The organism is Robertmurraya sp. DFI.2.37, assembly GCF_029211245.1.
GTDB lineage: Bacteria > Bacillota > Bacilli > Bacillales > Cytobacillaceae > Robertmurraya > Robertmurraya methanolica_A.
In genome coordinates this window covers 1-214 of sequence record NZ_JARGEJ010000996.1, presented here as the reverse complement: position 1 = coordinate 214, position 214 = coordinate 1, and the positions used below count along the sequence as shown (strand labels likewise).

Here is a 214-nt window from a genome sequence, read left to right as displayed (position 1 = left end):
AAAGTTTTATTAACGGATATTACATATTTGCCATATAACGGAAATAGTATGGCTTATTTGTCAACCGTAAAAGATGCTTCCACTAACGAAATCCTAGCTTATCATGTTTCTGACCGTATTACTTTAGATATCGCTACGAAGACGATCCAGAAATTGATGAACAACAAGAAAGTTACATTGCATAAAGATGCCTTTATTCATTCGGACCAGGGAA

Annotated in this window: 1 protein-coding gene; it reads left to right on the top strand. The window is 34.6% G+C overall.

Annotated elements, in window-relative coordinates; all coding sequences use genetic code 11:
* A partial coding sequence (locus PZE06_RS34350) for a DDE-type integrase/transposase/recombinase (protein ID WP_483314109.1) occupies positions 1 to 214 on the top strand: 214 nt, incomplete at both ends.